This window comes from Winogradskyella sp., from assembly GCF_013042245.1.
Lineage (GTDB): Bacteria > Bacteroidota > Bacteroidia > Flavobacteriales > Flavobacteriaceae > Winogradskyella.
Genome location: NZ_JABDQL010000129.1, coordinates 1 through 8,153 on the forward strand (window position 1 = coordinate 1; position 8,153 = coordinate 8,153).

The 8,153-nt window shown below is 33.7% G+C and carries 7 protein-coding genes and 1 pseudogene; 3 read left to right on the top strand and 5 right to left on the bottom strand.

Going from position 1 to position 8,153, the window contains the following annotated elements:
* The first annotated feature begins 198 nt into the window (after positions 1-198).
* Positions 199-1,860, top strand: coding sequence for an amidase family protein (locus HKP48_RS10020; RefSeq protein WP_296345423.1), 1,662 nt, complete (start codon positions 199-201; stop codon positions 1,858-1,860).
* 61 nt (positions 1,861-1,921) lie between these two features.
* Here HKP48_RS10020 and HKP48_RS10025 read toward each other — a convergent pair whose 3' ends face one another.
* The gene (locus tag HKP48_RS10025; RefSeq protein WP_296345425.1) at positions 1,922-2,944 is read right to left on the bottom strand and encodes a serine hydrolase; all 1,023 of its coding nucleotides are present in this window, start codon (positions 2,942-2,944) and stop codon (positions 1,922-1,924) included.
* A 122-nt stretch (positions 2,945-3,066) separates the two neighbouring features.
* On the opposite strand from HKP48_RS10025, the gene rimO reads away from it, so the two are divergent.
* Positions 3,067-4,371 (top strand): 30S ribosomal protein S12 methylthiotransferase RimO, encoded by a 1,305-nt coding sequence (rimO, locus tag HKP48_RS10030; protein WP_296345427.1) that lies wholly within the window; start codon positions 3,067-3,069, stop codon positions 4,369-4,371.
* On the opposite strand, the gene HKP48_RS10035 is transcribed toward rimO, so the two are convergent.
* The 4 genes from HKP48_RS10035 to HKP48_RS10050 are packed head-to-tail and all read right to left on the bottom strand — an operon-like array spanning position 4,366 to position 7,923.
* The gene (locus HKP48_RS10035; RefSeq protein ID WP_296345429.1) at positions 4,366-5,070 is read right to left on the bottom strand and encodes a hypothetical protein; all 705 of its coding nucleotides are present in this window, start codon (positions 5,068-5,070) and stop codon (positions 4,366-4,368) included. The two genes, rimO and HKP48_RS10035, sit on opposite strands and share 6 nt — an antisense overlap.
* A 34-nt stretch (positions 5,071-5,104) precedes the next feature.
* The gene (locus tag HKP48_RS10040) at positions 5,105-5,881 is read right to left on the bottom strand and encodes a M15 family metallopeptidase (RefSeq protein WP_296345431.1); all 777 of its coding nucleotides are present in this window, start codon (positions 5,879-5,881) and stop codon (positions 5,105-5,107) included.
* The gene (locus tag HKP48_RS10045) at positions 5,878-7,116 is read right to left on the bottom strand and encodes a M48 family metallopeptidase (protein ID WP_296345433.1); all 1,239 of its coding nucleotides are present in this window, start codon (positions 7,114-7,116) and stop codon (positions 5,878-5,880) included. Before HKP48_RS10045 ends, HKP48_RS10040 begins: the two co-directional genes overlap by 4 nt.
* A gap of 9 nt (positions 7,117-7,125) precedes the next feature.
* The gene (locus HKP48_RS10050; RefSeq protein ID WP_296345436.1) at positions 7,126-7,923 is read right to left on the bottom strand and encodes an RNA methyltransferase; all 798 of its coding nucleotides are present in this window, start codon (positions 7,921-7,923) and stop codon (positions 7,126-7,128) included.
* Between the two features lie 120 nt (positions 7,924-8,043).
* Here HKP48_RS10050 and HKP48_RS10055 point away from each other — a divergent pair.
* Positions 8,044-8,153 (top strand): annotated as a pseudogene (locus tag HKP48_RS10055) (IS1595 family transposase); the annotation flags it as partial.

Below are 8,153 nucleotides of genomic sequence, written 5' to 3' on the forward strand. Positions count from 1 at the left end.
AAAATTGATAGCAAATTATGTTAAGGAACAAGGTGTTGAAAAGGATTATAAAAGTTTGAAAAAGAATAATCAATTGAAATTATTTTAATGCCTCGTGGGCTTGCCCCGAGGATTATTTACTTTTTTACTCAAATTATCTGACTAATTTCTAGTTTATAAAGCTATGCCTTTTTCGTATTTTTATAAAAAATATGAACCATGATCAGGTATTTTTCACTTTTTCTTTTATTATTTATTTTTTCTTGTAAGGACACTCCTAAAAAAGAAGAGGCAAGAACACCTATTAGTGAATCTGAAACTATAGTTGAAGATAATGACTTAAGCGCTATCTCTACAAAGGATTTTAGAGACTTCAAAGTTTTAGACTCTAAGCTTATAACTAAAGCTGAGATTTGGTCTAATATAAATCCGCAAATGGAGGATTTCAAAGAAGCAGATTACAATAGGTTAAAACCATTAATTCTTGAGGCAGATATTCCGACTTTGCAAAAACATATTACTGATGGCAATTTTAATTACGAGCAACTTACCAAATTCTATTTATTTCGAATTAGAAAGTTTGATAGAGAAAATGATTTGTCTTTGAACTCAGTAATTTCAATAAATCCTAATGTTATTGATAAAGCCAAACAAGCTGATGGTGTAGAGTTTGAACAAGGCATGCACCCCATATTTGGTATGCCAATCTTATTAAAAGATAATATCAATGCTGACGGTATGGTAACTACAGCGGGAGCAGCAGCATTAAAGGACAATAGAACAGGTGATGCATTTTTAACCAAACAGCTCAAATCTAAAGGCGCTTTAATTTTAGGAAAAGCTAACTTAAGCGAATGGGCATATTTTTTCTGTGGCGATTGTCCTAGTGGTTATTCTGCTGTAGGTGGACAAACGCTAAACCCTTATGGTAGACGTATCATAGATACTGGAGGTTCGAGTTCAGGTAGTGGCGTTTCAGTGTCTGCAAATTTTGCAGCTGCTGCCATTGGTAGTGAGACTTCAGGCTCTATATTATCTCCAGCAAGTAGTAATTCAATCGTTGGTCTCAAACCAACTATTGGTTTAGTTAGCCGTAGTGGTGTCGTTCCAATTTCTTCAACGTTAGATACTGCTGGTCCAATGACAAAAACAGTTATGGATAATGCTATTTTGTTAGATGCTATTTTTGGCCTTGATAATTCAGATTCTAAAACTATAGATACATTACTAGATAATGGATTTTATTACGAAAATCTTAAAGAAGCTACTGTAAAAGGTAACCGTTTTGGAGCACCAAAGCGATTGTTACAAGATACATTATATATAAAAGCACTAGATGTTTTAAAGAAACAGGGTGCTGTTATAGTAGAAGTCGAAGAAGAGCAACTTGGACTGCCTAACTTTTTAAGATTACTTAATCTTGATATGAAAAAGGATTTACCATTATATATGGAAAGATATGCTAATAGCTATATAAAATTGAGAACTGTACAGGATTTTATGGCCTATAATCTTAAAGATTCTTTGGTGTCTATGCCTTATGGACAAAATTTATTTAAAGGCATTTCAGAAGATAAAGGCGATGCAATTTTTCTAGAGCGTATAAAGGATACTCTAAAAACCAACGGTAAACAGTATTTTGATAAGCCTATGCAAGCTCAAAACCTTGATGGATTTTTATCTATAAACAACTATCATGCAGGGTTTGCTGCTGCAGCAGAATATCCAGCTTTGACCGTACCAATGGGTTATCAAGAGAATGGAAGACCAATGGGACTAACTTTTATTTCTAGCCGCTTAAGAGAAAGACAGTTATTAGAATGGGCTTATGTCTACGAACAAGCATCAAAAGCTAGAGTAGCACCTAAGGACTATAATTAATTTATTAAAGCACTGATTTTTCCCAGAGTAAATTGTCATAGCCTGATGGTCCTAATTGACCTTAATCACCGCTATTTCCCATGCGGATAATTACTAATTTTTTGCTCGGTACTACATATAGTTTTTGATCATTTGCACCTAGTCCAGCTACTAAATCATCTGGTGCATTGGGTATAAGCTTGCCTTGAAACAAACTTGATTCACTTGGTAATCTATAAGATGACTTTCCATTTAGCCACCATAAGTACCCATAAGCAGGGTTTAAGCCTTGAGATGTGTTTGTCATAGTATTGAAATAGTTACTGTCAGACATGATTACCTGATCATTCCATATACCATTATTAAGACATAAAAGTCCAAATCTTGCCATGCTTCTTGCATTGCTAAAGTAAAATTTATTGTATCCAAAAGGCACCCATGTGCCTTGCATACCTATTTTATCTCTGAGTCTTGAATTAAAATAGGAATCAAAGTCAGAATTTATTGCACCAGAAATAATAGATAGTGTCAAGGTATATGGTGCATTATGATAATACCAATTACTACCAGAATCATTCAAGTAAGTTAAACATTCTGAGTCTGTACATGCAAAGTCAACATTATAATTTAAACCAGTAGTCATTGTAATATGGTTTCTTACAGAAATGGCATTTTCTTGTTCAGTAGTTAAACTACTCCAATTACTTCCCAAATAGGTTGATGATGCAGTATTGATGTCAAGAAATCCTTCTTCTTGTGCAATACCAGTCATAAAAGCAGTTAATGTTTTACCAGCTGAAAACCATGGATTGTTAGAATTTGCATCTGCACCATTAAAGTAAGACTCCGTTACAATCTTTCCATTATACAGCATAATGAATGATTTAGTGTTGCTATTTTCAAGAAAGTCTAAAAGAGGTTCAAGTTCATTAGTATTCCACCCAATAGCAGAAGCTGAAGTAGATTCCCAAGTATTAGAATTCAAAGAAGGAAAGTACAACGCGTCACTAGCACTTGGTTCCGATGAAATAACTTCATCGCTTGTGCTACAAGAAAAGAAGACAATTAATACAAATATAAAATAGTTAAGACGCACAGTTTTCATAAATAGGTTTTATCTAAGACATGTAAATATACTAAAGGTATAAAGAACAAGTTGGTATAATCTATTACTCTCCATTAGATATACTAAATCATTATGTATCTTTGCATGCTGATTTAAAGACTATGCGTACAAAAACTCTTAAGAAGAATAGAATCAATGTGGTAACGCTTGGCTGTAGTAAAAATGTTTACGATAGCGAGGTGTTAATGGGGCAATTAAAAGCTAGTGGGAAAGATGTAGTGCATGAGCAAGAAGGTAATGTCGTTGTGATTAACACTTGCGGTTTTATCAATAATGCTAAAGAGGAAAGCGTCAATACCATTTTGCATTACATGCAAAAAAAGGAAGATGGCGATGTCGATAAAGTTTTTGTTACAGGATGTTTAAGTGAGCGTTATAAACCAGATTTACAAAAGGAAATACCTAATGTTGACCAGTATTTTGGTACTACTGAATTACCAGGTTTACTAAAAGCATTAGGTGCAGATTATAAACACGAATTGATTGGCGAACGTCTAACAACAACACCTAAAAATTATGCATATCTAAAGATTGCCGAAGGTTGTGATAGACCCTGTAGTTTTTGTGCTATTCCATTAATGCGTGGTAAGCACAAGTCTACGCCTATTGAAGAATTAGTTGTAGAAGCTGAAAAATTAGCAGCTAATGGTGTTAAAGAGTTAATCTTAATTGCACAAGATCTGACCTATTACGGTTTAGATTTGTACAAAAAGCGAAACTTAGCAGAGCTTCTAGAAAACTTAGTAAAAGTCGAAGGTATCGATTGGATTCGTTTGCATTATGCATTCCCGACAGGGTTTCCTATGGATGTCTTGGATATTATGAAATGTGAGCCAAAGATTTGTAATTATCTTGATATTCCATTACAGCATATTTCGGATTCTATTTTAAAAAGTATGCGCCGTGGAACAACGAAAGAGAAGACAACCAAACTATTAAAAGAATTCAGAGCAAAAGTGCCAGAAATGACTATCAGAACTACCTTGATTGTTGGTTATCCTAGTGAAACTCAGGAAGATTTTGAAACACTACGCGATTGGGTAAAGGACATGCGTTTTGAGCGTTTAGGTTGTTTTACCTATTCTCATGAAGAAAACACCCATGCATATAACCTTGAAGATGATGTGCCTGAAGATGTAAAGATGCAACGTGCTAACGAGATTATGGAAATTCAATCTCAAATTTCATGGGAATTAAATCAACAAAAAATAGGACAGGAGTTTAAAGTAGTTATTGACCGTAAAGAAGGTAACTATTTTGTTGGTCGTACAGAGTTTGATTCTCCAGACGTCGATAATGAAGTTCGTATTGATGCGACGTCTACTTATCTTAAAACAGGAGAATTCGCCACTATAAAGGTTATTGAGGCCGAAGATTTTGACCTTTACGGAGAAGTTGTGTTATAAATCTTGTTTGTCATTTAGACTATGATTTATCAAACTACCTCGAACTTCGAAAGGATGAAATCGAGAAAATAGTTCTTCGGAGTACCAACCTAGTTCTCTAGTTTTTTTGACCATATCGGCATGTTTTTTATTGCTGTATGCGTAATCCATCATATGCTTTCCTTTTTTCCAAAATGAAAAAGTGGCTTGCATAAAAATAGGCCATTCGCCAATACCTTTAGTATAAATAAGACCTTCGTGATGATCCATAGATTTAGAAACAGAAGGCACGTAACGCCAAAATTTATGAGCTAATTTTGGTTTTATGGTCGCACGTGTAATCACAGCAATTGATTTACTTTCATCGTAACTAATAGCCGATTTAAAAGGTTCTTGCTTACTCCATTGCCCATGTGCTTTTATTGCATGCATGAGTACATGGGAATGCTCCAAAGACGGTGCCTCATACTCAGCGATGGCTTTTGACCTTAAAAATAAGTTTGCATCATGTTCAGATTCAAAAACGGTTAAAAGGCCAAAAGTGGACCAATCTGGCCATATAGAAAAGCCATTTCCACTTCCTGTACCTAAAGGTCGCCAAAATGTTAAGCCTTGAAAATCACGTTTGAGTAGAGGCGAACGTCCCATTCGTCCCAAAGCATGCCATTTGTTTTTTCGGCCTTTGTATTTAAAAAATGAAATGACTGTAGTTTGTGGCATTATTGTAAAAATACGATTTCTTAATAGTTACCTTTTATCGATTTTTGAATGTTTTAACTTTTTCGGAAACACCATTCACAAACTCAGGGATTACTTTTATGTCCTCTGCGAAATCAGAACCTTCAAACCCATCAATATCAGAATAATTAATATTTGTCTTGTACTGGTTTAAGTAAATCGAAGCTAAAGGTAAATAAGACCAATGCCAACGTTCTAGATTATAGCCAGTTCTGCCATTTGTCTTATCTGTATAAACTTGGTAAAAACCATATTTGTTTGCATTGTTAGTTAACCAATCGTAGATTCTTTTTCCTTTTCCAGAAGTAAAATAAGAATTATTCAAATTATTTAAATCCATATCGGTACCCCAATGATGACGAGAAGTCGATGGCATTGAACTGTATTCTAAAATCTTTTTGATGCGGTCAATCGGTTTCAGATTATTGTAGCGATTCCATTTGCGATTCCAAATCGCTTTTTGTTCTTCAAAATTTCGAGTACCAGACACAATAATTAATTGAATGGTGTCATATTCTGCCGCTTTTTGCATTCTGAGAAATGCCTCATAGGTTTCGTTTTGAAGATAAACTCTCTTTGAACTTAGTTTTAAATCTACTTGAACAAAATCTGGATGTGTTTTATAATCGAATTTACCCAATAAAAAGGTTTTTTCGATTTTCAGTAGTGGAGGTTTTATAACAGAATCTGCCTTAAAATTTTGGTTTACTTCTGCTATTTTTTCAACACGAATATTATTATCCTTACAAGCTAAGACCATAAATAATATGATAAAAAAAGCTTTAATCTTCATGTCTTGCTTTTTAGATTCTGAATACGCTGTAAAAGCGTAGGATGCGAATAATGCATAAAAACATAAGCTTTGTGCGGAGTCAAATTACTCAAACTATTTTTAGATAATTTCTTAAGTGAAGTAATTAAGGGTTCAGCTTTATAGGTGTTTTTAGCATAATCATCGGCTTGGTATTCAAATCTACGTGAGAAATAGTTCATAATAAGTCCTGTAACTTCAGAAATAGGCGAGTAGAGTAATCCAAATGCTATAAGCCCAGCATGAAAACTAGGAACTTCTACACCGATAGCATTTGATAATAACGGATTAGATATAAAGATAGATAGAATGTATAATGTTAATCCAGTTAATAGAATAGAAGCAAATAAATTAAAAATTATATGCTTTAGTTTATAATGACCAACCTCGTGTGCCAATACCGAAACGATTTCTTCTTCATTTAAATCATTGATTAAGGTGTCAAAAAGCGTCACGCGTTTTTCGCTTCCAAACCCAGAAAAATAAGCATTGGCTTTAGTACTTCGCTTTGAGCCATCAATAACAAATATTTTATTTAGGCTAAAACCAACAGAGTCGGCATAATTAGATATTTTGTTCCTTAATTCACCATCTTCTAATGGTTTTTGCTTGTTGAATAAAGGAACTATTAGTCGGGCATAAAACATGTTCATAAATACCGTAAATACTGTAATTAAACCCCAAGCATATAGCCAAAAATATGTTCCGGTAGCTTGATAAAACCAAACAATTATAGCTAATAGTCCACCTCCAATAATACTCGTCATCAAAAGACCTTTAATTTTATCGATAATGAAGAGTTTTTTTGTGCTTTTATTAAAACCAAAACGTTCTTCAATCACAAAAGTTTTATAGTAACTAAAAGGTGTGGAGATAATATCGCTAGCCAACATAATAATTCCGAAGAATAGCAATGCGATGATAATTGTATTATCAGAATAGTTTCTGGCTATAGCATCTACATATTGAAATCCATCGAAGAATAAAAAACCAAGCGTAAGCAACAAAGAAAATAAAGAAGACCATATACCAAACTTATAATTTGCAGCTTTATAGTCCTGTGATTTTTTGTAAGCGTCTTCATCAAAAACATCCGCTAATTCATTAGGAATTTCATCATTAAAATGCTTTGCATTAAGTGTATCAAGTATTTTATCTTTAAGAAAATTGATAACTATAATAGCCACGATAATATAGAAGAGGATCTCTGAATTCATTTATTAGAATTATTTAAAATTGCGCTGTCTTTTTGCTTCAAAAATTAAAATTCCGGCAGCTACAGAAACATTCATAGAATCTATAACACCTTGCATTGGTATGCTAATATTTTGAGTAGCAGCATCACGCCACTCTTGTGTAAGTCCTGTCGCTTCTGTACCAACGACTATTGCAGTAGGTAAGGTGTAGTCCTGCATGTGGTATGGCACGGATTCCTGAAGTATAGCACTAAAAATATTAAAATTATACTTCTGTAGATAGCTTATTACATCTTCACTACTTGCAACAGCAACCTCAGTTGTAAATACGCAACCAACACTGGAGCGAATAATATTTGGGTTGTAAATATCTGATTTAGGATTGGCAATAATCACAGCATCAACGTTTGCCGCATCTGCAGTCCTAAGTAATGCGCCAATATTTCCTGGTTTTTCAGGAGCTTCAGCTACTAGTATCAAAGGATTTTTAGAGGTTAGTTTTAACTCTTCAAGTGTATGAGATTTAGTTTTGCCAACAGCAATTATACCTTCAGTTGTGCTACGATATGCTAATTTTTGAAATACTTCTTTTGAGATTTCAATAATTTCTACATTATAATGTTCCATTGCTTTTGCCTCGCTTTCAGAAAATAAATCTGGAAAGTAGAGTAGTGTTTCAATAGTGTAGCCTCCTTTAATAGCAAGAGATAATTCGCGTTTACCTTCGAGTAAAAATTGTTCCGTTTTTTTGCGTTCTCGAGATTTATCTTTCAGCTGAATAAGCTGTTTTATAACTGGATTTTGTGGACTTGTTATCAATTTATGCATATAGTAGCAAAAGTAATGTAATTTTATAGGAAATGTAACGTCCAAAGCTACATCTAAAAACCAATTAATAGAGGTCATCATATAAATACTTATCTTTATTACGATTAAAAGTAATAAAACATGAACATATTTAAGGGTCAAAATCTTCTAGAGTTCTCTGATCGCTTCAAAACCGACCTGGATTGTAAAGAATACTTGTCAGGTTTAAAGGATAAAGCAGCTTATAAATG

What these genes read in the sequence shown, in the direction of transcription:
- HKP48_RS10020 (WP_296345423.1), top strand. Translation starts at nt 199, where the DNA reads ATGATCAGGTATTTTTCACTTTTTCTTTTATTATTTATTTTTTCTTGT.
- HKP48_RS10025 (WP_296345425.1), bottom strand. Translation starts at nt 2,944, where the DNA reads ATGAAAACTGTGCGTCTTAACTATTTTATATTTGTATTAATTGTCTTC.
- rimO (WP_296345427.1), top strand. Translation starts at nt 3,067, where the DNA reads ATGCGTACAAAAACTCTTAAGAAGAATAGAATCAATGTGGTAACGCTT.
- HKP48_RS10035 (WP_296345429.1), bottom strand. Translation starts at nt 5,070, where the DNA reads ATGCCACAAACTACAGTCATTTCATTTTTTAAATACAAAGGCCGAAAA.
- HKP48_RS10040 (WP_296345431.1), bottom strand. Translation starts at nt 5,881, where the DNA reads ATGAAGATTAAAGCTTTTTTTATCATATTATTTATGGTCTTAGCTTGT.
- HKP48_RS10045 (WP_296345433.1), bottom strand. Translation starts at nt 7,116, where the DNA reads ATGAATTCAGAGATCCTCTTCTATATTATCGTGGCTATTATAGTTATC.
- HKP48_RS10050 (WP_296345436.1), bottom strand. Translation starts at nt 7,923, where the DNA reads ATGCATAAATTGATAACAAGTCCACAAAATCCAGTTATAAAACAGCTT.